At 70.0% G+C, this 25,136-nt stretch carries 21 protein-coding genes; 9 read left to right on the forward strand and 12 right to left on the reverse strand.

The window, feature by feature from the left end; all coding sequences use genetic code 11:
- The first annotated feature begins 64 nt into the window (after positions 1-64).
- Together STSP_RS31965 and STSP_RS31970 are read left to right on the forward strand one after the other, a co-directional pair.
- On the forward strand, positions 65-226 hold the full coding sequence (locus STSP_RS31965; RefSeq protein ID WP_157902952.1) for a hypothetical protein: 162 nt from the start codon (positions 65-67) through the stop codon (positions 224-226).
- Complete coding sequence (locus STSP_RS31970) at positions 223-996, forward strand: hypothetical protein (RefSeq protein ID WP_067284496.1); 774 nt, start codon at positions 223-225, stop codon at positions 994-996. The genes STSP_RS31965 and STSP_RS31970 overlap by 4 nt, the downstream gene beginning before the upstream one ends.
- Positions 997-1,052: 56 nt before the next feature.
- Here the strand turns inward: STSP_RS31970 and STSP_RS31975 are convergent, their stop codons facing one another.
- From STSP_RS31975 to STSP_RS32010, 8 genes are all read right to left on the reverse strand, one after another.
- Positions 1,053-3,959: an NHLP bacteriocin export ABC transporter permease/ATPase subunit gene (locus STSP_RS31975; protein WP_067284497.1), complete on the reverse strand. Its 2,907-nt coding sequence runs from the start codon at positions 3,957-3,959 to the stop codon at positions 1,053-1,055.
- A 1-nt stretch (position 3,960) separates the two neighbouring features.
- Positions 3,961-6,078: an NHLP family bacteriocin export ABC transporter peptidase/permease/ATPase subunit gene (locus STSP_RS31980; RefSeq protein ID WP_067284498.1), complete on the reverse strand. Its 2,118-nt coding sequence runs from the start codon at positions 6,076-6,078 to the stop codon at positions 3,961-3,963.
- Between the two features lie 200 nt (positions 6,079-6,278).
- A complete protein-coding gene (locus tag STSP_RS31985) occupies positions 6,279-7,085 on the reverse strand; it encodes an HlyD family efflux transporter periplasmic adaptor subunit (protein ID WP_067284499.1) in 807 nt (268 codons plus the stop codon).
- 124 nt (positions 7,086-7,209) lie between these two features.
- The gene (locus STSP_RS31990; protein WP_067284500.1) at positions 7,210-7,437 is read right to left on the reverse strand and encodes a hypothetical protein; all 228 of its coding nucleotides are present in this window, start codon (positions 7,435-7,437) and stop codon (positions 7,210-7,212) included.
- A gap of 548 nt (positions 7,438-7,985) precedes the next feature.
- Positions 7,986-8,522, reverse strand: coding sequence for a DoxX family protein (locus tag STSP_RS31995; RefSeq protein WP_067284501.1), 537 nt, complete (start codon positions 8,520-8,522; stop codon positions 7,986-7,988).
- A gap of 61 nt (positions 8,523-8,583) precedes the next feature.
- Complete coding sequence (locus STSP_RS32000; RefSeq protein ID WP_067284502.1) at positions 8,584-9,213, reverse strand: MBL fold metallo-hydrolase; 630 nt, start codon at positions 9,211-9,213, stop codon at positions 8,584-8,586.
- A complete protein-coding gene (locus tag STSP_RS32005; RefSeq protein WP_067284503.1) occupies positions 9,213-10,313 on the reverse strand; it encodes an S-(hydroxymethyl)mycothiol dehydrogenase in 1,101 nt (366 codons plus the stop codon). Before STSP_RS32005 ends, STSP_RS32000 begins: the two co-directional genes overlap by 1 nt.
- A gap of 152 nt (positions 10,314-10,465) precedes the next feature.
- Positions 10,466-11,494 carry an AraC family transcriptional regulator gene (locus tag STSP_RS32010; RefSeq protein ID WP_067284504.1) on the reverse strand — a complete coding sequence of 343 codons (1,029 nt, stop codon included), beginning with the start codon at positions 11,492-11,494 and terminating at the stop codon, positions 10,466-10,468.
- Positions 11,495-11,734: 240 nt separating this feature from the next.
- Here STSP_RS32010 and STSP_RS40605 point away from each other — a divergent pair, with 240 nt between their 5' ends.
- From STSP_RS40605 to STSP_RS32045, 7 genes are all read left to right on the forward strand, one after another.
- Positions 11,735-12,682, forward strand: a complete 948-nt coding sequence (locus STSP_RS40605; protein ID WP_232789870.1) for a carbohydrate kinase family protein — start codon at positions 11,735-11,737, stop codon at positions 12,680-12,682.
- A complete protein-coding gene (locus STSP_RS32020) occupies positions 12,679-13,878 on the forward strand; it encodes an MFS transporter (RefSeq protein ID WP_232789871.1) in 1,200 nt (399 codons plus the stop codon). Before STSP_RS40605 ends, STSP_RS32020 begins: the two co-directional genes overlap by 4 nt.
- Positions 13,875-15,257 carry a flavin monoamine oxidase family protein gene (locus STSP_RS32025; protein WP_067284506.1) on the forward strand — a complete coding sequence of 461 codons (1,383 nt, stop codon included), beginning with the start codon at positions 13,875-13,877 and terminating at the stop codon, positions 15,255-15,257. Before STSP_RS32020 ends, STSP_RS32025 begins: the two co-directional genes overlap by 4 nt.
- Complete coding sequence (locus STSP_RS32030; RefSeq protein ID WP_067284507.1) at positions 15,254-15,673, forward strand: hypothetical protein; 420 nt, start codon at positions 15,254-15,256, stop codon at positions 15,671-15,673. Before STSP_RS32025 ends, STSP_RS32030 begins: the two co-directional genes overlap by 4 nt.
- 81 nt (positions 15,674-15,754) lie before the next feature.
- A complete protein-coding gene (locus STSP_RS32035; RefSeq protein ID WP_232789872.1) occupies positions 15,755-16,402 on the forward strand; it encodes a class II aldolase/adducin family protein in 648 nt (215 codons plus the stop codon).
- A 129-nt stretch (positions 16,403-16,531) separates the two neighbouring features.
- The gene (locus STSP_RS32040) at positions 16,532-18,040 is read left to right on the forward strand and encodes an aldehyde dehydrogenase family protein (RefSeq protein WP_067284508.1); all 1,509 of its coding nucleotides are present in this window, start codon (positions 16,532-16,534) and stop codon (positions 18,038-18,040) included.
- Positions 18,041-18,298: 258 nt separating this feature from the next.
- The gene (locus STSP_RS32045) at positions 18,299-18,955 is read left to right on the forward strand and encodes a DUF5701 family protein (RefSeq protein ID WP_067284509.1); all 657 of its coding nucleotides are present in this window, start codon (positions 18,299-18,301) and stop codon (positions 18,953-18,955) included.
- Positions 18,956-19,646: 691 nt separating this feature from the next.
- Here the strand turns inward: STSP_RS32045 and STSP_RS32055 are convergent.
- The 4 genes from STSP_RS32055 to STSP_RS32070 all read right to left on the reverse strand — a co-directional run bounded on the left by STSP_RS32055 (position 19,647) and on the right by STSP_RS32070 (position 24,726).
- A complete protein-coding gene (locus tag STSP_RS32055) occupies positions 19,647-20,354 on the reverse strand; it encodes an NUDIX domain-containing protein (RefSeq protein WP_332835404.1) in 708 nt (235 codons plus the stop codon).
- Positions 20,355-20,384: 30 nt separating this feature from the next.
- Positions 20,385-21,803, reverse strand: coding sequence for an FG-GAP repeat domain-containing protein (locus tag STSP_RS32060; RefSeq protein ID WP_067284511.1), 1,419 nt, complete (start codon positions 21,801-21,803; stop codon positions 20,385-20,387).
- Positions 21,804-22,173: 370 nt separating this feature from the next.
- Entirely contained in the window at positions 22,174-23,130 is a 957-nt protein-coding gene (locus STSP_RS32065) for a S66 peptidase family protein (protein WP_198547470.1), read from the reverse strand.
- Positions 23,131-23,496: 366 nt separating this feature from the next.
- On the reverse strand, positions 23,497-24,726 hold the full coding sequence (locus tag STSP_RS32070) for a GNAT family N-acetyltransferase (protein ID WP_067284512.1): 1,230 nt from the start codon (positions 24,724-24,726) through the stop codon (positions 23,497-23,499).
- Positions 24,727-25,136 lie beyond the last annotated feature (410 nt).

The following is a 25,136-nucleotide window of genomic DNA, read 5'->3' on the forward strand; positions in this document are numbered from 1 at the left end:
CCCCCTGTTCTCGGACGCCGGAATGCTACCCATGCACCGGGTCACGCCAGACATACTGGAGCTCATGGACACCTCCGACAACGCCGAGCCGGTGATCGGTGACACGCGCATCGGCAGCGACGGCGCACTGCAGCACTGGGACGGCCGCCAGTGGCTTCCGTACAAGCGGCAGGTCGAGGCCGAGGACCACACGTTCCGTCACGAAGAGGATCCTGAAGACTGTTGACCTCCTTCCTCTCCTCGCCTGCTCAGGAGCCCGCCGATCCCGTCGTCACCGGGCCCGCCGACGCGGTCGCCGATCTCCGCACCACCGCTCGCTGGACGATCGTCGCCGTCGCGGGGGTGGGCGCGCTGCTGGTCGGGGGCGGCCCGTTGACTGCCGTCGGCAGGATCGACGACTGGGGCGACACCTTCGCCGCGTTCGGCGGGCTGGCGTTGACGGTGCTGGGTGTCGGCTGGGCCATCTGGCAGACGGGTGAGGCGCTGACCCCGTGTCTGGCCACGCTCGACAACCTCGACGCGCCGGAGATGGCCTCCCTGCGGGCGGCGATCGCGCGTAACCCGGCCGCGTACTACGGCCCCTACCGTTCCCTGCGCGAACTGCGCACTCAGCGCCGCCTGCACGAGGCGGTCGCCGCGGACCTGGCGGTGAAACTCGCGCGCGAGCAGGACCCGGTGCGGACCAAGGTCTTCGAACAGGGTCTCGCGGACGCCCGCGCCAACGCCGAGGAGGCTCGTCGGCTGCAGCACAGGCTCCTTACGCTGATCCACGCCTGGTCCGTGCGCCACGCCGTACGCAGAGCCCGGCTGCACACCCTTGCGGCGTTCGGGCTCGTCACCTTGGGGGCGGTCCTCTTTCTCACCGCGACCGGCGACAAAGCCGCCGATCCGCCTGCCAAGCAGGCGCGTTCGGCGTCCGCTGCCCCGCATGGCGCTGGTCTCGCACAGACGGCAGACCGATCCACGGAGAACCGACCGGGCCGCCAAGCGCTGTGACCGGGCACGGGACGCGGGCCGGTTGCTCTGCCGCTGTCCGGTAGAGGACCGGGCTGCTACCCCATCATCTGCCGTCGCACCAGCTCATGGAGCCGGCCACCCGCGTCGGCGAGGAGCTCCGCCGGCGGCCCCTGCTGCACGATCCGGCCCTCCGACATCACGATCACGCGGTCGGCGTCCATGACGGTGGACAGCCGGTGGGCGATCACGACGCGGGTGGCCTGCAGGCGGCGGGTGCTCTCGATCACGGTGCGCTGGGTCTCGTTGTCCAGGGCGCTCGTGGCTTCGTCGAAGAAGAGGATGCGCGGCCGGCGGATGAGGGCCTGGGCGATCATCAGGCGCTGGCGCTGGCCGCCCGATACGGAACTGCCGCCGGCGACGATGGTGTGCATGCCCATGGGCATGCGCTTGATGTCCTCCGCCAGGCCCGCCAGTTCGGCCGCCTCCCACGCCTCCTCCAGCGTGAACGGCTCGGCACCGCAGATGCAGTCCAGGATCGAGCCGGTGAGGGGCTGCGCGTGCTGCAGGACCACGCCGCACTGGCGGCGGACCGCGGCCTGGTCCAGGGCGGCCAGATCCTGGCCGTCGTACAGCACACTGCCGGAGAGCGGTTTGTCGAAGCCGATGAGCAGCCTCAGCAGAGTCGACTTGCCGCAGCCGCTCGGGCCCACGACGGCCACGAACTCGCCGGGCCGCACCTCGAAGGTCACGTCGTCGAGGACCAGCGGACCGTCGTCGGTGTAGCGGAAGGACAGTTTGCGGGCCTCGATACCGCCCGACAGCACACCCGGCTGGGTGCTGGCGCCGCGGACCTCCGGCGTCGCGTCGAGGACCGGCTTGATCTCCTCGAACATCGGCAGCGCGGCGGCGGCCGAGACCAGCGCGCCCGTGAGCTGCGTGGCCGAGGTCAGCATCATCGTCATCGCGGTGTTGAAGGTCAGGAACGCGCTGGCCGACAGCGAACCGCGGGCCGGACCCGCCAGCAGCATGAACATGATCAGGGAGCAGAGCGGTAGATAGACCGCACCGAGCACCGTCGTCAGGTTCTTGATCCGCCCGACGCGCTGCTGCAGCTCCCGGCTGCGCGCGAACTCCTTGGCCCACGACGCGTACGCGTAGTTCTCGGCCGCCGCGACCCGCAGCTTGGGCAGGCCGCGCAGGGTCTGGAACGCCTGGTTGTTCAGCTTGTTGCTCAGCACGACCAGCCGCCGCTGCCAGCGCACCTGCCACAGCCCCATGCCGAGGAACACGGCAGCGATCACCAGCAGCAGGGCGATGGCCGCGAGCGCCAGCGGGACGCTGTAGAGGAGCAGCAGGACGAGGTTCATCGCACCGACGGTGCTCGCCTGGACGACCACCGGACCGACGCCCGCGAGAAGCCGCCGGATGGCGCTGATGCCCATCGCCGCACTGGCCAGCTCACCGGTGGAGCGGCCGGTGAAGAACTTCGTCGGCAGCCGCAGCAGCCGGTCCCACACCGCCGGCTGCAGCGCGGCCTCGATCCGGCCCTCCATCCGCAGGATGGTCAGGTTCTGCATCAGCATGAACGCGGCCGACACGATGCTGGTGACCATGATCGCCAGACAGATCTGCACGATCAGGCTCTTCTCGGCGTTCGGCACGAGATCACCGAGCACCATGCCGGTCGCGATCGGCACCAGCGCGCCGAGCAGCACCGTCACCAGTCCGCTCAGCAGCAGGTTGCGCATGTCCCCGCTGGTGCCGCGCAGGCTGAACCGCATCAGCCGCAGTGCACTCATCGGGCGCTCCGGCAGCGGGCGGTAGAACATGACGGCCCGCGCCTCGAACTCCTCGGCGTTCTCCTCGCCGACGCGGATGCTGCTGCCGGTCGCCGGATTCTGCGCCACGTACGTGCCACGCCGCCACAGCAGCGCGACCGGCGCGCCGGACGCGGCCCGGTATCCCACCAGCGGGCCGGTGTTCTCCCGCCACCAGCGTCCGTCCAGCCGGACGGGCCGGGTACGGATCCGTGACGTCACGGCGATGCGTTCCACCGGATCGAGGCGTTCGTTCTGCGCGCCGCTCTTCGAGGGTTCCGTCAGTGTGATGCCGGCCGCCCGGGCCACCACACGGCACACGGCGTACGTGGCGTCGTCATCGCCCGCGGCGGTGCGGGAGGACTTCGGGGAGCGGCGGCGCATGGAGTCGAGCAGCGCCTGGTCGGCCTCGGCACGGACGGCCTCGCCCGCCTTGATGCCAGCCGCCGTGCGGTCCTCGTGAGAGCGCTCCAACTGCTCGATCCAGCGGTCGAGCGAGGACAGCAGCCGGTACTGCTGGTCGACCATCCCCTGCCACACGGCCGGATCGATGAGCAGATCGGCCGCCGCGTCCGCGCTCACCGAGGCTCCGTACTGCACGCTGCCCGGCGGCACCTGCATCCACAGGACGTCGTCGTCGGCGGCCATCCCCGCGTCCGCCGTCCGGCCGTCGAGCGGCGCCTGGGAGAGGATGCCCATGCTCCGCCCGACACCGAGCGCGAACGCGTACTCCAGCGGGCTCGGGGAGGCCTGGACCTGCGCTTGGAAGTCGTACGACCGGACACCCGTGTCGTAGATCCCGGAGCCGTAAGGATCAGAGACGTACGCCTCCTGCGACCATGTGTCGGTGAACTCCGGCCGGTACAGCTGACGCAGCGGGATCCGGCGCACCACGCACTCCCGCAGCGGCCTGCCCACGAGCGTGTGCTGCGGCCCCTCGACCGGGCCGAGCAGCAGGGAGCCCGCTTCGAGCCGGCCGAGGAAGTGCCAGTGACCCTCCTGCACCGCGTCGACCGCGAACACGTCCATGGCACCCGCCGCGACGAGCCACAGCACATGGGGCCCTTCGAGCGGAAGACGGTTCAGGCCGCTGCAGTCGTGCGGCGTCCCGAGGCCGCCCAGGGCGCCGAGCACCAGGTCGCCGTCGGCGGCCCCGGTGGCGGCGTGCTGATGGACGGAGGTCATCTCAACGCTCCTTGACCAGTTCGGCGTACGGCCCTCCGGAGGCGACCAGCACGTCATGGCGGCCGCGCTCGACGACCGTGCCGTGGTGCAGCACCACGATCTCGTCGCTGTCGCGGACCGTGGACAGCCGGTGGGCGATCACGACGCAGGCGCAGCCGCGCCGCCGCAAGTTGTCGATGATGACCTGCTCGGTCTCCGCGTCGAGCGCGCTGGTCACCTCGTCGAGTACGAGGATGCTGGGGCGGCGGACCAATGCCCGGGCGATCTCCAGGCGTTGGCGCTGGCCACCGGAGAAGTTGCGGCCGTCCTGCTCGACGCGGCTGTGGATGCCGCCGGGGCGGCGCATCACGACGTCGTACAGCGCCGCGTCCTGCAGCGCGGTGATCACCGCGTCGTCCGGGATAGATGGGTCCCACAGCGCCACGTTGTCCCGGACCGTGCCCTCGAAGAGGAAGACGTCCTGGTCCACGAAGGACACGGACGCGGCGAGCGCACCCCGCGGAATGTCCTCAAGGCGCTGCCCGTCGATACGGATCGTGCCCTCCCACGGCGTGTACAGCCCGGATATCAGGCGGGACACCGTGGACTTGCCGCTGCCGGACCCGCCGACCAGCGCCACCTGCTGACCCGGGCCCACCGACAGCGAGAACCCGGTGAGCAGCGGCTTGTCGAGCGGGCTGTAGCCGAAGGTGATGTTCTCCAGCGTCACATGGCCCTTGAGCCTGCGCGTGCTCTGCGCCCCGTCGGGCCGGGCGTAGAGGGAGTCCGCCGGGAAGTTCTCGACGTCCTTCAGACGCGCCACGTCGGCGGCGAAGTCCTGGATACGGCCCGTGACGCCGTTGAGCCGGGTGATCGGGGCGGTGAACCGGGTCACCAGCGCCTGGAAGGCGACCAGCAGACCGATCGAGATATGACCCTCCACCGCACGCAGACCGCCGATCCACAGGATCAGCGCACTGTTCAGCGTCGCGAGCGTCGGCGCGACGATGCCGAGCCACGCGGCCGGCACGCCGAGCCGCTGCTGCTCCTCCAGCGTGGTCGCATGCTGCCCCGCCCAGCGGCGGAAGTACCCGTTCTCGCCGCCCGTCGCCTTCAGCGTCTCGATCATCTGCAGACCGGTGTACGCGGTGGTGGTCAGCCGCGCGTTGTCAGCGCGCAGCTTCTGCGTACGGGTGGCCCGCAGGCGCACCACCACGCGCATCGCCACCACGTTGAGCAGGGCGACCAGCACACCGATGACGGTGAGCTGCGGGTCGTACGACCACAGCAGGACCGCGTAAAGGATGACGACGACCGCGTCGACACCGGCCGCGGCGAGGTCGCGGGCCAGCGTCTCGGCCACGGCGTCGTTGGACTGCAGCCGCTGCACCAGGTCGGCCGGGCTGCGCTGGGCGAAGAACGTGACGGGCAGCCGCAGCAGATGACGCAGGAAGCGGGCGCTGCTGAGCGTCGACGAGATGATGCGGCCGTGCAGCAGGTTCGCCTGCTGCAGCCAGGTCAGCACGGCTGTGAGCAGCACCGTGGCGGCCATGGACGCGAACAGCACGCCGAGGAGCGACGTCTGGCCGCCTATCAGGAACATGTCGATGTACGTACGGCTCAGGGCGGGCACGGCCGCGCCGACGGCGACCAGCATCAGGCTGGCGAGCACGGCGGCGGGCATCGTGCCGGACGTGCCGCGCAGCCGGGCGGGCATGGCGCCCAGGACGCCCGGCTTGCGCCCACCGCGCCGGAAGCCCTCGCCCGGCTCGAAGATCAGCACAACCCCGGTGAAGCTGGTGTCGAAGTCCTCCATCGGAACGAACCGGCGGCCCTTGCCCGGGTCGTTGATGTACACGCCGCGCCGTCCGAGACGGCGCCCCATGCCGTCGTAGACGACGTAGTGGTTGAACTCCCAGAAAAGGATGGCCGGTCCCGGCACCCCCTCAAGGGCCGCCAGGTCCATCTGCATGCCCTTGGCCTCGAGCCCGTAACTCCGCGCGGCCTTCAGCAGATTGCTCGCCCTCGAGCCGTCCCGGGAGACACCGCAGGCGATGCGCAGCTCCTCCAGCGGCACGTGCTTGCCGTAGTGGCCGAGCACCATGGCGAGCGAGGCGGCGCCGCACTCCACGGCCTCCATCTGCAGGACGGTGGGGGTGCGGACGGTCTTCGGCTTCTTGACCTTCGGCTTCGACCTCGACTTCGAGCCCGACTTCGACCTGGGGTTGGTCCGCGGGGCCGACCGCGGGTTGGACCGCGGCTTCGACCGCGGGTTCGATGGCTGGGTCGACCTCGACTCGGGCCGGTGCCGACGGCGGGCCGGCGGCGGTGGTAGCTCTGTCACGGAAGCAGCCAATCGATCGGGCGCTGCTCGGCCAGGTGGATCGCGCCGGTGGCCTGGGTCATGGAGTGGAGTGCGTACGGCGGGCCGTCGGCCGTGGACCACTTGTAGCCCGACTTCGTGACGGACGACCGGTCCAGACGCACCAGCACCGCCACCGGCCGGCCCTGCTGCGAGAACTGCGCGCCGAGCTGGCTGTCGCCGAGGAACGCGGAGATCTGCTGCTGTGTCTGCGCGGTCCGGCCCACGGTCTTCACATGGCCGCGCAGCATGCCGTACTCGTCCTTGGACACCGACTGCACGGTGAGGTCGACGGACGCGCCCACGGGTACGGTCGCCGCGCTGTCCGCCGGCACGTACACCACCGCCATCAGCGGATCGGACGCGTCATCGGTCCGCTCGAGTGTCGCGACGTTGGCCCCGGTGGTGACGACCGCGCCGATCGTGGCCAGCAGGGTGGTCACGCGGCCCGCCGCGATGGTGCGGACGACCTTGTCGCCCTGCGCCGTACGGACCTTCAGCAGCGGGGAGCCGGCGGCGAGCCGTTCGCCCTGCTCGGCGAGGACGGCGGTGACCTGGCCCGCGACCGGGCTCTGCAGGACGTAACTGCCCTGGGCGTGCGTCAGGATCGCGGAGGCTCTCAGCGTGGAGGACACGCGGCCGGTCACGGCCCAGAAGGAGGCGGCCACCATGACGACCACGGTGACGATCAGGACCAGACGGCCCTGCGGCCGGGCGAACCGCACCGGCAGGTCGAGCTCTTCGGGTGACTGCAGCTTGGAAAGGGCCTTCTGGCGGAACTGCACGGGACTCTTCCCTCAACTGCGATACGTGACGGTCGGGGCAAGCCTAGGCCAGAGGGCTAGCCGGCCTGCGGGCACCCGTGAGTCCCGGAACCGGCTGGTTCCGGGACTCACGGAGCAAGAAGCCTCAGAGGCCGGCGGTCAGACCGGACACGGCGCCGGTGACCGGGGCGGTGCTGATGCCGGTGGCACCCTCGATGGTGCTCACCGCGCCGGCCACGGTGCCGGAGACCGGGTAGACCGAGTCAACGGTGGCCGTGACGTTGGAGACCAGCTCGCCGACGAGGCCGCCGGAAACGTTGTCCAGGTCGGCGTCGGAAATCTCGCGGGTCTCAACCTGGGGGGTGAAGTTCATGATGTGAGCTTCCCTTTCCTGTGGATATTTTCTCAAGATGGCGGCCGGCGCTGCGTGGCACGCGGACAGGCCTCCCGCGGTCGTCTCACACGTGAACGAGAACGTTCGTGCAACTCCCGCAGTGCGCAGGATCAAAGCACGTCAGCGCTCCACGCAGCCAATCCTCCGAGCATTGGTTCGACGCTGTTCGGCGGCTCAACTACCTTTGCGTGCAGGTCTGTCCATGAGATGGTGGCCGCTTCTTCACAAGATCCACTAGCGGCGTTCCCCTGCTTCGATTTCGTCGCGGCCGCCAAATGGGACACTCCCGCATCAAAAGCCGGACAGCCCGTCAGCTCTGTCGCACCGGTGCGGTGTGCCGTGACCCGCGTGGGTATTCGGTGTGCAGATTTGCTGAAGGCGGTATTCGGCGCCGGCCTTATGAACGCGCGGTAACCGGATATTGCAGAGCGCATTCGGATGACGTTTCATCGTGGCGGAACGGGACATTACCGCCGTCTGCGCGGTATTCGGGGATATATATCTCGGGTCCTACTTGATCTCGCGTCCTACTTACGCATCAGCAGGATCACCACGGCGCCCACGGCGCCGAGTACGAGCGCGGCGATGCCGTAACCGAGGCGGTGTGCCCGCAGGACGGGCAGGAACCGGTCGACCGCATACCGTCCGGGGCCGGTCAGGGCGAGGGAGGCGGCCGCGACGGCCAGCAGCAGCTCGTACTCGACGCCGTCGGGGGCGAAGAAGCCGCCGCCCCACTTCACCGCGAGGGCGTTGATCATGGTGCCGAAGATGGCGGCGCCGGCCAGCGGAGTGAGCAGACCCAGCACGAGGCCCAGCCCGCCGAGGGTCTCGGCGAGGCCGGCCACGAGCGCCATGGTCGTGCCGGACGGGTAGCCGCTCATCGTGAAGAACCGGCCGGTCCCTTCGAGACCCGCGCCGCCGAACCAGCCGAAGAGCTTCTGTGCTCCGTGGGCGGCCATGGTGAGGCCGAGGCCCAGGCGGAGCAGCAGGAGGCCGACGTCGTAGGCGTGCTGGGACGGGGTGTGCCGGGTGGGGGTGAGGTGGTTTGTCGTGGAGGGGGTCACGAGCGTTCTCTCCTGTGTAGTTTCCGGGTTGGCATTGCCACAGCCCCCCTGGGCCCTGTCGTCAGTGCCCCCGCGCGATCCACTCCTCCAGGTGCGGCGCCTCGTCCCCGATCGTCGTGGACCCGCCGTGCCCGGTGAGGACACGCGTCTCCGCGGGCAGGGTGAGCAGCCGGTCGCGGATGGAGTCGATGATGGTGCCGAAATCGCTGAAGGACCGGCCGGTTGCGCCGGGGCCGCCGTGGAAGAGGGTGTCGCCGGTGAACACCGTCGCCAGCTCGGGTGCGTAGAAGCACACCGCGCCGGGGGAGTGCCCCGGCGTGTGCAGCACGTGCAGATCGGTGCCCGCGACGGTGAAGACGTCGCCGTCCTTCAGCTCCCGCTCCGGCGACCGCTCCGCGTGCGTCAGCCGCCATACGGGCAGGTCGCCGGGGTGCAGCAGGATCGGCGCGCCGAAGCGGTCGGCCAGCTCCGGGGCAACCCGTACGTGGTCGTCGTGCGCGTGCGTCGCGAGGACGGCAAGGAGCCTGCGGTCGCCGATCGCGTCCGCGATGACCGACGCGTCGTGCGGGGCATCGATCACCACGCACTCGCTGTCGTCGCCGACGATCCACTCGTTGTTGTCGACGTCGAAGGTCTGGCCGTCCAGGCTGAACGTGCCCGAGGTGACCAGATGATCGATACGCGCGGTCATCACGCACCCGCCTTGTCGAGTACGACCACCGAGCGCAGTACGTCGCCGTGGTGCATCTTCGTGAACGCGCTCTCGACCTGGTCGAGGCCGATCGTCTCCGACACGAAGCCGTCCAGGTCGAAGCGGCCCTGCCGGTAGAGGTCGATGAGCATGGGGAAGTCGCGGCTCGGCAGGCAGTCGCCGTACCAGGACGACTTCAGGGCGCCGCCGCGGCCGAAGATCTCGATCAGCGGCAGCGTCACCTTCATGTCGGGCGTCGGGACGCCGACCAGGACGACAGTGCCCGCCAGGTCCCGTGCGTAGAAGGCCTGTTCATACGTCTCGGGGCGGCCGACCGCCTCCACCACGACGTCCGCGCCGAAGCCGCCGGTCAGCTCGCGCACCCGTTCCACGACGTCTTCGGTGCGTCCGTTGACCGTGTGCGTGGCGCCGAAGCCGCGCGCCCATTCCAGCTTGCGGTCGTCGACGTCGACGGCGATCACCTTCGAGGCCCCGGCCAGCACCGCGCCCGCGACGGCGGCGTTGCCGACGCCGCCGCAGCCGATCACCGCCACGGAGTCGCCGCGGGACACCCCGCCGGTGTTGACCGCGGCACCGAAGCCCGCCATCACTCCGCAGCCCAGCAGTCCCGCCGCGGCGGCCGGCGCCGCGGGGTCGACCTTGGTGCACTGCCCGGAGTGCACCAGCGTCTTCGCCGCGAAGGCGCCGATGCCCAGGGCCGGGGACAGCTCTGTGCCGTCGGCGAGGGTCATCTTCTGCGCGGCGTTGTGCGTGTTGAAGCAGTACCAGGGCTTGCCCTTGGCGCACGCGCGGCACTGCCCGCACACCGCACGCCAGTTCAGGATGACGAAGTCGCCCGGCGCCACGTTCGTGACGCCCTCGCCGACCTGGGAGACGATCCCGGCCGCCTCGTGCCCGAGCAGGAACGGGAACTCGTCGTTGATCCCGCCCTCGCGGTAGTGCAGGTCGGTGTGGCACACCCCGCACGCCTGTACGTCCACGATGGCCTCGCCGGGGCCCGGGTCGGGCACCACCACATCCGTCAGCTCCACCGGGGCGCCCTTGGCCCTGGCGATGACACCTTTCACCGTGTGCGGCATCTTCCCACCTCCGGATCGTCCTGGCCGTCACCCTAATCGTGGCGGTGGGTCACTGAGAGATGCACGCCGACGGGCGGGTCGCGCAGCTGCGGAGCAGCGCAGAGCTTGCGCGGACCTCAGCTCCCGGTGGACCAGCCCAGCCGGGTGACGCCTCACCAAACGCTGCGGGTCGATTGGTGTCGCGCTTGGGTGGGCGTGGTGTTGGTCCATCGTTTGTAGGCGCGGCGGAACTCGCGCGGGTCGCTGTAGCCGAGTTCGGCTGCGATGGCGGTGATCGACCTGCGTGTCTGCATCAGCAGTACGTCGGCCTGCTGCCGCCGTACCCGGTCCTGGATCGTGCCGAAGCTGTACCCGGCTTTGGCGAGGTGACGATGGAGGGTGCGGGGACTCATGCCCAGCGCGTCGGCGACCTGCGTCGCCGTTCGGCGGGAGCGGAGGTCTTGGCGAAGTGTTCCTTCGACGGTTGCGACGAGGTCGTCGACCGGATCGGAGTCCAGGAGCGCGCGAGTGGCCTGCAAAGCAGCCTCGAACTGGGTGGCGTTCGCCGTGGGAACGCGCCGCTCTTCGAGGGCACTGGCCATCGTGAGGGTCGTGTGTTCGCAGTCGAAGGTGACCGGGCAGCGCCACAGTCGGGTGTACGCCGCAGCCCACGGTGGCGGCGGGTAGGACAGTTCCGCGGCCAGCGGGCCGGATGACGGGCCGAACATGAGCCGGGTGAGGACCACGATCCCGGCGAAGGCCTCCTCACTGAGGAAGACCATCAGGTCCGGCTCGTGGGTGCGGGGCAGGAGCTCGACCACGTTTCCCTGGTCCGTGCGGGACACGACGTAGTCCAGCATCGTGCCCGCCCCTTGGTGGAACTGGGTCGCGACCTTCAGGGCCTCGGCGCCCGTCGATGCGGACCGCACGGCGGTGCCGAGCGTTCCCCAGGTGAGGAGTGGGTCGCGGCTTCCGATCATGAGGCCGAGCGGTCCGGCGGGCAGTTCCTTCAGGGCCCGGCGTATCACGGTGATCGCCTGCCGGTAGGAGACCAGCGTCCGGGGCTGCTCGAGCCGGGCCCGGTCCAGGCCCGTGCCCGCGAACCACCTGGCCGTCTCGACTCGGTACTGGTCAGCCAGTTCGAGCAACCCGGTCAGGATCACCGGAGGAATCGTGGCCTGGGTCAGCTTCGGTTCCTCCACAGTCCGCCTCCTCGACATCCTGCCGCCGCCATCTCCCTCCACCCGAGGCGAGGAGGGTCCGCGTTCGCGCCATGACGGGGGGAAATGTTGCCACAAGCGTGACGCGGCGCCCAGATTCGGGCGGCGCGTTCCTACCGTCGCTCAACCGTTCATGGTTGCGGCCAGGCAATCGGCCACCGCGCAGCGATGGACGTCGCACCACGGGCCGGGAGCCGGAGCAAGGCGGAGGAGGAACACGCGATGAGCGACGTGATGAAGCTGGGGTGCGTGGGCGTGCACGTGCTCGACCATCTGGTGATCGGGATCGAGTCGATCCCCGAGCACAACGACGGTCAGATGGTCGAGACCATCCGCGCCACCGCCGCCGGCACTGCCGGCGGGACAGCGCTGGTGGCGGCGCGACTGGGAGCCGACGTCCGCAGCATCGGAGCGATCGGGGACGACGTCCTCGCGGACACTCTCCTGGCGCTCCTGGTCCGCGAGGGCGTGGACACCTCCGGCCTGATACGCAAGCAGGGCCACCAGACATCGGCCTCCGTGCTGCCCGTGCGCCCCAACGGCGACCGCCCGGCCTGGCACTGCATCGGGGCGAACGCGGCGTTCACCCTCGACGACGTCCCCGACGACCGACTGAGCGACCTGACGCATCTGCACCTCGGTGGCCCGGAGTTCCTCGGCGGCGACGCCGCCGCCTCGCTGCTGGCCCGGGCACGCTCGCGCGGTGCGACGACCTCGGTCGACATCCTCGCCCCCGGCGACCCGGGAATGCTGGAGTGGATCGCGGCCGCGCTGCCCCACACCGACTACCTGCTGCCCAACCACGAGCAGGTGCTGGGCTTCACCGGCGCCGACGACCTGCTCACCGGCGCCCGCGCCCTCGTGAGCGCCGGCGCCGCGTGCGTGGCCGTGACCCAGGGTGCCCGCGGTGCCCTGGTGGTGACCGCGGACGAGGTGGTGGAGGTCCCGGCCTACGCGGTGAAGGTCGTCGACACCACCGGGTGCGGCGATGCGTTCAGCGCGGGCTTCCTGCGCGCCCGGTCGCTCGGGCTCGGGCTGCGGGAGGCGGTCGAGCTCGGCTGCGCGACGTCGGCACAGACCGCCGGCGGCCTCGGGACCGACGCCGGCACCTACACACTCGACGACGTCCGCGCATTCGCCGCGATCGCCGGCCGCCTGGACGTCCGGTGAGCCGCCGTAAGAGGCCGGCCGCGACCACGTTGATGGTCTGCGCGGGATACGCCGCTCAGGGCCTCGGCTACGCCGCGGTCGTCACCGCGCTTCCCGCGGCCAAGGACCGCATGGACTTCAGCGACGCCGTCATCTCCGCGATTCTGCTCGGGGTCTGCGTCGCCGCGTCGTTCGGGTCGGGGCTGGCGGATGCGGTCGCTGTGCGCCGCGGGAGCCGGAGTGCGCTGTGCCTCGGATTCCTGCTGCAGTTCGCCGCCCTGGCCGGGATGAGCCTCGCCCACGACCGAGTCGTCTACCTGGGCGCGGTCGCCGTCTACGGTCTGGGCCTGGGTACGGTCGACGCGGCGAACAACATGCAGGGCGTCGCCCTGCAGAACCGCGCCGGAGTGCCCATGATGGGCCGCCTGTACTCGGCCTTCACCACCGGCGGCATCATCGGAGCGCTCCTCGCCGCGGCTCTGGCCACCGGCGGTGTCTCCGCACTGACCCTGGTCGGGGGCGTTGCTCTGCTGCAGCTCACCGTGGCACTCACCGGCCGGATCTGGCTCCTGCCGCAGCATCCGGCCCGCCCGGCGGACACCACCTCGCCCGCCCGCCGACGCACCCCGCTCCCGCGAGCGGCGATCTGGGCTGTCGGGTCGCTCGTCCTCGTCGCCTACGTGCTCGACGCGGCGGTCTCGACCTGGAGCACCGTCTATCTCTCCGACGGGTTGAAGACCTCCGATGCCGTCGCGCCGGTCGGCTATGCGGCCTACCTGGCGATGGTCCTGCTCGCCCGGCTCGTGACCGACCCGGCCGTGCTGCGCTGGGGCCGACGTGCCGTCGGTGTGTGCGCCCTCGCCCTCGGAACCATCGGGTGCGCCCTCGTCGTCACCGGCCCGGGCGCCGCGGCGGCCATCGCCGGATTCGCGGTCGCCGGCATCGCCACCGGAGTCCTGGTGCCGATCGCCTTCGCGGCCGCCGGTCAGCTGCTGCCCGACCGCAGCGACGAGGTCATCGCCCGCGTCAACGTCTTCAACTATGCCGGCGCCGTCACCGGAGCCGTCGTCCCGGGCCTGCTCGGCGCAGGTGCCGACCTCCGGCTCGGGTTCGTGGCACCCGCGCTCGCGCTCCTGCTCGTGCTGCCCCTCGCCCGCCGGCTCCCGACCCGTACCTCCGCTTCCCGCAAGCCTCTTCCCGAAGGAGAACCAGCGTGACCGACGACGTCGATGTCGTGGTGGTGGGCGCCGGACTTTCCGGCCTCGCCGCCGCCCGCAGCCTGCAGCGGCACGGGCTGCGCGTGAAGGTGTTCGAGGCGCTCGACAGGGTCGGAGGCCGCGTCGACTCCGCCACCGTCGCCGATGCGCATGTCGACCTCGGAGGCACCTTCGTCGGACCCGACCACGACCGCATCAACTCCCTCGCCGACGAGGTCGGCGTGGGCCGCTACCTGACGCACGACGCCGGGGACAACCTGCTGCTGTGGCGCAAGGACCGCAAGCGGTACCGCGGGGCCGTCCTCCCGATCGGTGCGACCTCCTTGCTGGACCTCGCCCGTATCCGTTCCTCCCTCGAGCGGATGAGCCGCAAGATCCCCGTCGGCCGGCCGTGGGGCGCCCCCGATGCGGCAGGCCTCGACGCCCAGACCCTCGGCAGCTGGCTCACCGCCAAGCACGCCGGCCAGGCCACCAAAGACCTGATGGCGGTGGTGTGCAAGACCTCGTGGGGCTGCGAACCCTCGGAGATCTCGCTGCTGTACGTGCTGCACTACATCGCCCAGGCGGGCGGGCTCGACCCGATGCTCGACACCCGCGGCGGCGCGCAGGAGCAGCACTTCGTCGAAGGCTCGCACGAGATCGCGGTCCGCGTCGCCGACGGACTGGGCGCGGACACCGTCCGCCTCGGGTCGCCGGTCCTGCGGATCGACTGGAGCGACGACGCTGTGACCGTCCACAGCGACGACGGCCCCACCACCGCACGCCGCGTCATCGTCGCGGTTCCGCCGGCCATGCGACGCCGGATCCGGTTCGTCCCCGACCTTCCCGCCGCGCACCGGCGCCTCTCACAGCGCTGGTCGCCCGGCGTACTGTCCAAGATCTACGCCGTCTACGAGGCGCCGTTCTGGCGCGAACAGGGCCTCAGCGGCATGACGATCTCCGACGAAGGCCCCGTCTTCATCACCTTCGACGCCAGCCCTCCCGACGCCTCCCGCGGCGTCCTCCTCGGCTTCATCGGAGGCGACTACGCACGCGAGTGGGACTCAGTGGACGCCGCCGAACGGCGCATGCGCACGCTCTCGGTGCTCGCGGACCTCTTCGGAGAACGCGCCCTGAAACCACGCGGCTACACCGATCAGCGGTGGGGCGAGGAGGACTGGCTCGGCGGCGGACCCACGGCAGCACCAGGCCCCGGAGCGGTCGCCTCGTTGCACGCCCGGCTGGCAGAGCCGGTCGGCCCCATCCACTGGGCCGGCACCGAGACCGCGCGACGCTGGGCCGGATTCATGGACGGCGCGGTCACAGCCGGCGAACGCGCCGCCCGCGAGACCGCCATCGAACTCACCACCACCACGCCCGACGAGAAGGCACGCCGATGACCTGGAGCCGCCACCACAGCCAGCTGACCACCGCCACCGCCCCCCAGCTGTGGGAGCGCTGGACGAACGCCGCCTACTGGCAGCTCGACGACCCCGGCGTCGCATGGGCCCAGATCGACGGCCCCCTCACCGTCGGAACGACCGGAGTCGTCAAGGACCACGGCACCCCGGCCCAGAAGATCGAGTTCACCCGCGTCGAACACGAACGCGCCATGGACTTCGTCATCCGGCTGCCACTGGCCACCCTGACCATCACCCACGACATGGAGCCCGCCGGCGAGGGCATGCGCACCACCCACGGCGTCGTCCTCGACGGCCCCCTGCACCGCCTCTACGCCGCGTTGCTCGGCGGGAAACTCGCACGCCAACTCCCCGTCGTGGTCCGCAACGTAACGGCCGGCGCCCTCAAGCGCTGAGCCGCCCGAACAAGCCCGAACAGCCACCACCCGATGCAACGGCAAGACCAACGGCACAAGAACGGACGCGGTGACAACGCAGTGGACGACACACACGAACTGAAAACCCGGACGGCTCTGGTCGACGCGAGCCGACACCTCCACGACACCGGGCTCGTCACCGGCACGTCGGGAAACCTCAGCGTCCGCATCGGCGACCACGTACTCGTGACGCCGTCCGGAGTGAGCTACCAGACGCTGGAACCCGCCGACATCGCCCGCGTCACACTCGACGGCGACATCCTCGACCCGGGCGCGAGCTCACCCTCCTCGGAAACCCCCCTCCACCTGGGGATCTACCGCACAACCGACGCCCAGGCCATCGTGCACACGCACGCGCCGTGGGCCACCGCCCTCGGCCTGGTGCGCGACGAGCTGCCCAGCGTCCACTACGCCATCCTCCAGCTCGGAGGCCCGATCCGAGTGGCGCCCTACGCAACCTTCGGAAGCCAGGAACTCGCCGACAACGTGCGCCGCGCGATGCTCGACCGGAAGGCTGCGCTCATGCGGAACCACGGCGCAGTCACCAGTGGCGCCACATTGGCCGAGGCAGTCCGCAACGCCGAATCGGTCGAATGGCTCGCACGCCTGTATCTGCAGGCAGCCCAACTCGCAGAGCCGGCAACGCTGACAACCGAGCAGCTGGAGGACGTATGGCGCCGTGCCACAGCCAGCGGATACCAGCCCTGAACCAACCTCCGGGGGCCCGCGCCACAAGGCCCGCGCGCGGCCACAAAGCACCGAAATGACCCGCCCTTTGAGCCATGCCACGTCGAGAGCGAAAGGGATTCTGTGAGTCCTACCAGCCAAGCAGCCGCCATGAGTCCTACCAGCCAAGCAGCCGCCAGTCGGCGCGGACACACCGCCGCCACGTTCGACTCGCTCGACCCCGCCACCGGCGAGGTCGTCGGCACCCACCCGGTGCACACCGAGGAGGAGGTACGCGCGGCCGTCGACCTCGCCCGCACCGAGGCCGCCTGGTGGGCCGGCCTCAGCTTCACGGGGCGCAAGCGGCACCTGACGGCGTGGAAAGCCGCGATGGTCCAGCGACTGCCCGAGCTCATCGAAATGGTGCACCGCGAGACCGGCAAACCGCTCGGCGACGCGACGCTCGAGGCAGGGCTCGCGATCGAACACATCGGGTGGGCCGCCGGACACGCGAGGAGAGTGCTCGCCCGGCGCAAGGTGTCCCCGGGCTTGCTGATGGCCCATCAGTCCGCGTCGGTGGCCTACAAACCGCTCGGCGTGATCGGCGTGATCGGGCCGTGGAACTACCCGGTCTTCACACCGCTGGGGTCGATCGCCTACGCACTGGCAGCCGGCAACGCCGTGGTCTTCAAGCCCAGCGAGTACACCCCGGGGGTGGGCGTGTGGCTCGCCGAGCGATTCGAGGAGGCCGTGGGCCGTCCGGTCCTCCAGGTCGTCACCGGCCTCGGCGCCACCGGCGCCGCACTGTGCCACGCCGGGGCCGACAAGATCGCCTTCACCGGATCGACGGCCACCGGTAAGAAGGTGATGGCCGCGTGCGCCGAGACGCTCACACCGGTGGTCATCGAAGCCGGGGGCAAGGACGCTGTGATCGTCGACGCCGACGCCGACATCCCCGTCGCGGCCGACGCGGCGCTCTGGGGTGCGTGCAGCAACGCCGGGCAGACGTGCATCGGCGTCGAGCGGGTCTACGTCCACGAGCAGGTGTACGACGAGTTCGTCGACGCACTCACCACCAAGGCCGCCCGCCTGCACGCGGGCGCCGATGGCAAGATCGGACCGATCACCATGCCGAGCCAGCTGCACGTCATCCGCCGGCACGTGCAGGACGCCCTCGACAAGGGCGGCCGCGCGGTGGTCGGCGGCCTCGACGCCGTAGGTGAGCGCTACGTGCAGCCGACCATCCTGGTCGACGTGCCGGAGAACTCCCTGGCGGTGCAGGAGGAGACCTTCGGACCGACCATGACCGTCGCGAAGGTGCGGGACATGGACGAAGCCATCGAACTGACCAACGCGACCGCCTACGGCCTCGGAAGCACGGTCTTCAGCAAGCGCCACGGCATGACCGTCGCCGAGCGGATCCGCTCGGGCATGTCCGCGGTCAACGGCGTGATCAGCTTCGCCGGCATACCGAGCCTGCCCTTCGGTGGTGTCGGCGACTCCGGCTTCGGCCGCATCCACGGGCCCGACGGCCTGAAGGAGTTCACCTACGCCAAGGCGATCGCCCGGCAGAGGTTCAGGCCGATGCTCACACTGACCACCTTCGACCGCACCGAGAAGACCGACAGGCTGTTCACTCGGGTGATCGGCCTTCTCCACGGGCCCAGGACGAGGAGGTAGCCGCACAAGCACCCAGGGGCATCAGCGAAGGCCTCGCCGCGACCCCGAGCCGCCAGATCGACTGCACGCCGACCGGGTCCGGTTTTCGGCGGTGCGTGGCTCCATTTGGTTGTGGGCTCAACCAGGGAGCGGCTCGTGATGCCGGGCTAGCGCTAGTCCGTCCGGGGAGTCTGTCGCAGCGCCGGCGGACCGGGAACATTCCGGCAGGCCGCCTCGTTGATCTCAGGTCTACTGCTCCAGACCGAACCGAGGAGTGCCTTGCCCGATACCTCGTCCACCTCCACCGTGCCCCCTCTCCCGCCGCTCGCCACCCAGGCAGAACGCCTGATCGGGCTTGGGGTGCACGAGCTGGCGGGGATAGCCGCCGACGAAGTACGCAGCTTCGCAGAGGACGCCAGCAGCGGTGACAGCGACGCCCTGCTCGCTGTCCACCCGGACCGCGCCCCCGCCTCCACCCTCGCACCGCTGCTCCGCCACGACGGCAAGCCCGGCTTCGTCGTCACCGACATGCCCGACGTCGACCGCTTCGCCCCCTGCACCGTCGAGCTGCCCGACGCCCCCCTCTACCTCGTCACCAGCCTCGACCGCGGCGACCACATGGCCAACTGGAGCCCGGAAGAGGCACTGCCCGCCCTCACCAAGGAGAACCGCACCCCGCTGCTGCTCACCGAAGGCATCCACTGGGTGCTCCAGCAGCCGGCGGTCCTCGAGCGCAACCGGTGCTTCATGACCATCGGTTCCCGGCTACGCAAGGCAAACGGCGCCCTGGACGCCCGCACTCCGGCGATCTGGCTCAGCAACGGCACGGGGCGGGACGGTCGCGAGCGGCGCAACGCCCCGAAGGTCGGCTGGTGCTGGTGGGGCAACCGCCACACCTGGCTGGGCTTCGCCTCCGCTACGGGCCGCAGGCACTAGCGGCCCCGACGACAAAGAACAGGAAGTTGGGATTCGTCGAAAGGTCCTGGAAGCCGTCCGGGAAGGCTCCTTCAAGAGGCCTGCTGGGGCAGCGCCGCCAGCGCCCGCTCAGCGGTCGGCACTCCCGGCAGTGTCCTGGTGTTCTATGCCTGACCTCCTCCGGCGCCGCTCGTGGTCGACGGCTTGCCGTCTGTCGCCCCCGACGACGCCCCGTGCGGAACTTCCTGCGGCTGGCCACTCGGACCGGGCAGGACGTACGCGCGGCCGTCGTCTGAACAGCAGGAAGGGCGGCTCAGCCGGAGCCGGGCCGCCCTTCGTGTGCGTCAGGTGCAGGACCGGTAGTCGTATCCGGCAACCCGCCAGGTGCTCGTATCCGGCTCGTTCCCCCGTGGTCGTCATCGTGGTCGCCGGGCGCGGCGGGACAGACTGCCTGGTATGTGACAAGATTCGCGCCCCTCGCGCCGCGTTGAACTCGAGCATCGCGGACGCGAGCATGGTCGACCAGGCCTTTTGCTCTGCCCAAAAGGCCCAGGCCACACGGGGGAAGCGAATGCTCCGTGTCCACTTCACCGATGCCGAACTGGTGCGGACCCGTATCGCGTCCGCTGCATGACGGGCTGGCTTTGTTCGCGACTCGTGACACCAGTTGGTGACGGCATTGGGAGGCACCCGGATCCACGGACTGTGTTGTTCACGAGTTTTGACAGCGCCCCGGTCCTTGACTTCGTAGCAGCCGAGTAAGCGGCTCCCGGACGTCAGCAGGATGCAGGTTCAGCTGGTCGAACTCGTCAGCCGTTGCCCACAGCAGCTGATAGCTGTCGTTTGGCCCATTGGCCTCGGCCTCGAACCCGGACAAGACAGCGGTGCCGGTGACGTCCGTCATGAGGAAGTACGAGGCGGGCCGGCCATTGTGTCGGCCAGTCCACAGCAGCTGGTCGATCCTCGCCGCAAGCGTGGTCTCCTCCTCCAGTTCGCGCAACGCTGCCATCTCGGCGCTCTCACCCTCCTCAACGTGACCACCGGGAAGGACGGCGTAGTGATGTCCAGGACACATTGGCCCCGTCCAATGACTGTCCTCACACATCACACAGTCATCCGGCCTTTGGTGCCTCAGGAACCTCTTGATGACCAAGACTCGTGGGCCATCGACGACCACGGCAACCGCTCTGGGAATCAGCACCTCCCGATGGTGGCAGCTCCCTCCGACATGCCCGGCCGTCACCGACGCGCTCCATGAGCCGCCTCCTGGGGCAGGAGGTCGACCGCCGACGGAGGTCGCTGCCGCACCGGGCAGCCGCAGCGCTCGAGACCTGAGTGAGCGAGCACTGGTCCGGGCCGGCAGAGCCGGAGCTCGCCGCCTCAAGACGTGCCTCACAGTGGTGTACCGACTGAGCGCCACAGTTGGCGGAGCTGAGCCTGGCGGACCGCCTTACTTTTCCTGCATGTACGGAAGGGTGGTGAAGACGACCAGGTCCGAGCGGCCGTCGGTGATCCACCAGTGGGTGGGCCGCTGGCCGTAGAGGGCGAAGAGACTGTCCACGCCCCAGCTGAGGACGATCTCGTCCTTGCCGTCGGCGTTGAGGTCCGTGCCCGCGTACAGCCAGGCGCGGCGGGCGGACTTGCGTACTTTCGCGCCGTCCACGCGTGCCGGCATGGTGCGCTGCAGCTTGTGCCGGTCCTTGACGCCGGAGCGGTCGAGGCTGAACACCTCCGTCAGCTCCTGACCGAAACCAGACGACCTGGGGCGCCGGTTGGCGGCCACGGCCAGCTCGTCGCGGCCGTCGCCATCGGTGTCAGCGGCGGCCAGGCCGCGACTGCCGGGCACGCGGAAGTCGACGGTCTCTTCGCTGCCTCCGAAGTAGACGGTGACCATCTCGTGGACCGACGGCCCCTCGCTCTCGTAGCCGGGTTCGTCGTTGCGGCTGCCGTCGTCGGCGACGGCGAGGTCGCGGCTGCCGTCGCCATCGAAGTCGCCGAAGGCGAGGGCGTTGCCGGCGCGCAGCTCCCGGCCGGTGGGGGCGATGCCACCCGCACCGGCTGGAAAGTACAGGGAGCCGCTCTGCTCGCCGTCGTCGCCGTACTTCACCACCAGGCCGGTGGCCCGGCCCGGCGCGGTCCGGTCGGCGATGAGCCGGCCCGGCGGCTGCTGCGCGAGTGGGCGGCTGCCGGTGCGGGCGGGCCGGCCTGAGCGGTCGAACGGGCCGTACAGCAGGGTCACCGAGCGGCCGGAGTCCAGCGCGAGGTCGGCGTGTCCGTCGCCGTCGAAGTCGCCCGCAGCCGGCTCGGTGTGGATGCCGCGCCCGGCGAGCTCCCCGGGCAGGGCGACCCGGGTGGCCTTGCGACCGGGCTTCGGGCGGCCGGCCGGGGTGCCCCAGGCGATGTACGGGTCGATGCGGTCCGATTCTGTGTAGCGCCTCTGCTCGGCCGGGCCGCGCTCGCGGGTAGTGGTGCCGACGAAGTCGGGGAAGCCGTCCCCGTCCAGATCGGCGGTGGCCACCTCCGCGATGTACTCGGGGTCCTGCGTTCTGGCGTTCGGCGGGAAGCCGAAGCCGCTGCGGCCCAGCACCGTCCGTACCTTTGGCTTCAGCCCGGCGCGCGACCCGTACACGAAGGCAACCCGCGTGTCGGACTGGACGGGGATCTGCAGGTCGGGAAAGCCGTCCCCGTTGACGTCGTCGGGTAGCTTGCCGCCCTTGCCCTGCGGCACGGGCGCGGACGCGGAGGGGGTGACGACGGCGGGGCCGGGGGCAGGGCGGCGTTTCCCGCCGCCGTGCTGGTCCTCGCCGCACCCTGCGAGGACCAGCACGGCCATGCAGGCGGCGGCCAGGGGTCTGGGACCTGGGTTCATGGTCGACAGAAGACCCCTGCAGGGCCGACGGGACCACGGACAGGGGCCATTTGTTACGGGACTGCGACGTACGCTACTTCGCCGGCTGTGCAACTGTGTGACCACACCGGCCCCGGAAGCGGGTGTACGGACGGACGACTCCATGCCCTCCAGCACAGCCCACCCGCACGGCCGCGCAGATCACGGCGATCATCATGCCGCAGAGCCCCGACACACAATCACGATCTACTGATGACGTTGGCGAATACGCGACACCTCAACATGCGAGCCCACCACTCTCGCGGGCCGATACGCGAGGAGACCACACACGGTGAAAGACCGGGCAGTCGGCCACCGCTGTGGGCCCTGCCCCGGGTAAGGCAGTCAACGGTCAGGTGACGGCTGGCTGAACCGTCAGGGTTCCGGCGGCGGTGTCGATCGTGGCCTGAGTGCCGAGCGGGATGGTCGGAGGGTGTGGGCCGTGTCCGGCAGGGAGCCCGCCGAGGACAGGAACGCCCAGGCGAGTCAGTCGGTCACGCAGGACGTCGGCGATGCCCCATCCCCCCAGGGTCGGGTCATCGGCATCCTGGTCGAAGCCGATGAACTGGCCGAGCGCGACACCGTGCAACCCGTCCAGGGCCCCAGTACGGGTCAGCTGGGTCAGCGCGCGGTCGACCTCCCCTAGCCCTGTGCCTCTCTTGTGTTCGAGAAAGAGGATCGCCCCCTTGAGGTTCGGTAGACCGGCCCCGGCCTCGGTGCGGATCGCGTCAAGGTTGCCGCCGATCAGGACACCGGTCGCGGTGCCCTCGACGGTGACTGCCGCACTGGCTTGGCTGGTGTCCCTGTGGATGATGACGGGGTCGGTGGTCATCAGCGCGCGGCGAACGGCGTCGGCTGATGCGGGCCCGCACCATTCGTCGCTCGCGTTGGGGAAGGGGCCGTGCAAGCAGGACAATCGGCATCGAGCCCATAGGGCGAGGTGGAGGTGGGTGATGTCGCTGAAGCCGACCACCGGTTTCGGATCACGGCGCAGCGCGTCGGTATCGAGGTCGTCGACGATGCGGTAGGTGCCTTTGCCGCCCATGGCGGCAAACACAGCGCGGACGCCCGGGTCGCCGAACGCAGAGTTCAGGTCGGAGACACGATCCTCATCCCGGCCGGCCATATACCCCCATTGGTCAAAGACGTGCTCACCCAACTCGACCCGAAGCCCCCATGACGTCAGTAGCTCAACGCCACGGCCGACTCCCTCGCGGCTGGGGGGACAGGCCGGAGCGACGATCCGCACCCGGTCCCCGGGCCGCAACCGCGGCGACCGCACGCTCTGGAGACTGTCGATGGAGTCCATGCCGCGATCTTCCTGCACACGCCCAGCCGAAGCCAAGCCCCGCAGATCAATCACTCAACGTCATGCAAACAGGCAGGCCTGAGCGGAATACGCGACATCTGAACATGCGAGCTCACCAGTCCCAAGGCCGGCGATCCCCGCGAGTTCGCGGAAACTGAAGGTTCTTCAGCACGAACCCAAGGGTGCGATGCCCCGATTCCGGGGAGAGACCCGTGGGTTCGCGGTCAGTCCCGGTCTCCTGTCCCTGATCCACGGTGCGAAGTAGCCGTTGACCATCGGCGTACTCCCGATGCTTCGTCTCCGGCCTGTTCGTCAGGCCGAACGAGTAGCCGACGAACGAGACTTGTGCAGGGTCTGCGAGCGCGGTCAGAACCAGTGCAGGCAGTGCGGGGAGCGCTCGGCGCGGAAGAGTGCGTCAGCGAGGGTGGCCGCGCCTGGGCGGTGGGCCCGGATGTGTCCGGCACGCACGAGCGTGCTCGGGGCAGTGCCGCCGAGGTAGATGGAGCCCAGGTCGCTGATGTCCAGGGACAGGTCGGGCTTCCGGTCCGTCGGGACGCAGTCGGCCTTGCTGTCCCGGATGGTCAGCAGGTAGCGGTCGTGTTCGCCGAGGAACGGGTCGTCGATGTCGAGGACGAGCTCGCCGTCCATGAACCAGCCGCGCGCGGTCAGCGCACGCGGGACGTCCAGCAGCCGCACCCAGAGCCAGTCCATGTCGCCGCTCACCTCGCCGGCGCGGAAGTCCGCGAACTGCCAGCGCAGCGGGTGATCGGACGGGACGTGCTGGAACACGACCTGAGAGACCAGGTCGTGTCCGAATACGAACCGGGCCAGGGCCGTGAAGACGGCGTCGTCGGTGGCGATGGTCTCGTCGACCGTCAGGGTGCCGGACTCGATCGAGTAGCTGGCGTACCCGTCCGGGACGCCGTCGGCGTCCCGGTGGACAGCGACGTAGCGCGGCGCCGGCGAGATCGGGGGCTGCCCCGCGCGCAAGGCCCACCAGCGGTGCGGCCGGGACAGCGCACCGGGCTGGGCGCGGCGATACCGGTCGTAGACCTCTTCCAGAATCTCGCCGCACTCGGCCCTACGCAGCACCTCGACCGAGCCGTTGTCCGAGCCGGTCGATGGTGCCTGCGCCACTCCGCGCGCCCGGGGAACGGCGAGGGCGGCCTTGTGGCGCGGCACCGTCAGCCGCGCCGTGTAGGTCGCCGGTCCGTAGCCGAACCTGCCGTAGATCGGGGCCTCAGAGGCCAGCAGCACGGAAAGGAACTCCCCGCGGGCCCGCAGCTCGGTGAGCTGATGCCGCATCATCGCGCTGAGCACGCCCTGGCGCCGGTGCGAGGGCAGGACCCCGACGGCGGTCACCCCGGCGGCCGGGACGAGGGTCTCACCGGGCAGGGTGAGCTCGAAGGAATGCGTGCCGGCGGTGCCGACGGGCCGCCCGTCCGCCGTCAGGGCGAGCATGCAGCGGTCCATTTCGAGCGCCGACCACCAGAGCCCGCCGCCCTCTATCGGGGTTTCCGGGAAGCGCCCGAATGCGGCATGGACTGTGTCGACGAAGACGTCGAGATCCTTGTCGGTCGTGGGACGGATCTCCATTGCTGCTGCTGCCTCCTCGGGATACCGGCACCACGACTCATGGTGTCTGGTCACAGTGCAGCGTTGACCCGTGGCCAGGGCAAGCCAATTACGGACGGGCCCGCGGCCGCATCGACGGCCGCCGCCCTGTGATGGACGCCGATAAGTGATGAATGCCGGAGCGAAGCCCACCGACAGTTGAGCGTCACCGGAGGCCGAGGGCTACTTTGCACCGTGGGTCAGGGATAGAAGCGCCCTGGAGGAACGAGGTGCTGCGGATCACGGACTTCGCGACACGCATGAACTGAAGCAAGACGATTCGGCTTGTTATGGTGGGGGCATGGCTTTCCTCTTCTTCGTCTGAGTCCGGGCACGGCCGATGCCGCCGTTTCTGCTGCCCGTAGACCCTTCGTATGCCCAGGGAAAGTCAT

Origin of the sequence: Streptomyces jeddahensis, assembly GCF_001642995.1 — a bacterium.
Lineage (GTDB): Bacteria > Actinomycetota > Actinomycetes > Streptomycetales > Streptomycetaceae > Streptomyces > Streptomyces jeddahensis.

What these genes read in the sequence shown, in the direction of transcription:
- STSP_RS31965 (WP_157902952.1), top strand. Translation starts at nt 65, where the DNA reads ATGGACACCTCCGACAACGCCGAGCCGGTGATCGGTGACACGCGCATC.
- STSP_RS31975 (WP_067284497.1), bottom strand. Translation starts at nt 3,959, where the DNA reads ATGACCTCCGTCCATCAGCACGCCGCCACCGGGGCCGCCGACGGCGAC.
- STSP_RS31980 (WP_067284498.1), bottom strand. Translation starts at nt 6,078, where the DNA reads ATGGAGGCCGTGGAGTGCGGCGCCGCCTCGCTCGCCATGGTGCTCGGC.
- STSP_RS31990 (WP_067284500.1), bottom strand. Translation starts at nt 7,437, where the DNA reads ATGAACTTCACCCCCCAGGTTGAGACCCGCGAGATTTCCGACGCCGAC.
- STSP_RS32000 (WP_067284502.1), bottom strand. Translation starts at nt 9,213, where the DNA reads ATGACCGCGCGTATCGATCATCTGGTCACCTCGGGCACGTTCAGCCTG.
- STSP_RS32005 (WP_067284503.1), bottom strand. Translation starts at nt 10,313, where the DNA reads ATGCCGCACACGGTGAAAGGTGTCATCGCCAGGGCCAAGGGCGCCCCG.
- STSP_RS40605 (WP_232789870.1), top strand. Translation starts at nt 11,735, where the DNA reads ATGAGCGACGTGATGAAGCTGGGGTGCGTGGGCGTGCACGTGCTCGAC.
- STSP_RS32030 (WP_067284507.1), top strand. Translation starts at nt 15,254, where the DNA reads ATGACCTGGAGCCGCCACCACAGCCAGCTGACCACCGCCACCGCCCCC.
- STSP_RS32040 (WP_067284508.1), top strand. Translation starts at nt 16,532, where the DNA reads ATGAGTCCTACCAGCCAAGCAGCCGCCAGTCGGCGCGGACACACCGCC.
- STSP_RS32060 (WP_067284511.1), bottom strand. Translation starts at nt 21,803, where the DNA reads ATGAACCCAGGTCCCAGACCCCTGGCCGCCGCCTGCATGGCCGTGCTG.
- STSP_RS32065 (WP_198547470.1), bottom strand. Translation starts at nt 23,130, where the DNA reads ATGGACTCCATCGACAGTCTCCAGAGCGTGCGGTCGCCGCGGTTGCGG.
- STSP_RS32070 (WP_067284512.1), bottom strand. Translation starts at nt 24,726, where the DNA reads ATGGAGATCCGTCCCACGACCGACAAGGATCTCGACGTCTTCGTCGAC.